Annotated in this window: 1 pseudogene; it reads left to right on the top strand. The window is 28.7% G+C overall.

Annotated elements, in window-relative coordinates:
* Window positions 1-230: pseudogene (locus Q4528_RS16600) on the top strand (serine protease); the annotation flags it as partial.

Genomic DNA, 230 nt, shown 5'->3' with positions numbered 1-230 from the left:
ATCTAAAGTTAATGAAGTAAGAGTCAAAGACAATTTAAGAAAAGCAAGAATAGAAAAATTGACTAAAGATGTAATTCAACAACAACAAACTATCGCTTCACAATCTAGTAATAAAATGGACACCGACCAAGACTCATCATCACATAATGAATCAAAATTAACGTTACCTGAAGAACAAAAATTAAAGCGATCCAAAAATCAATTAAAAGATAACACGAACGATTTAAAAC

Source organism: Staphylococcus pasteuri (genome assembly GCF_030547725.1).
GTDB classification, from domain to species: Bacteria; Bacillota; Bacilli; order Staphylococcales; family Staphylococcaceae; genus Staphylococcus; species Staphylococcus pasteuri.
This window is presented reverse-complemented; position numbering and strand designations above follow the sequence as displayed.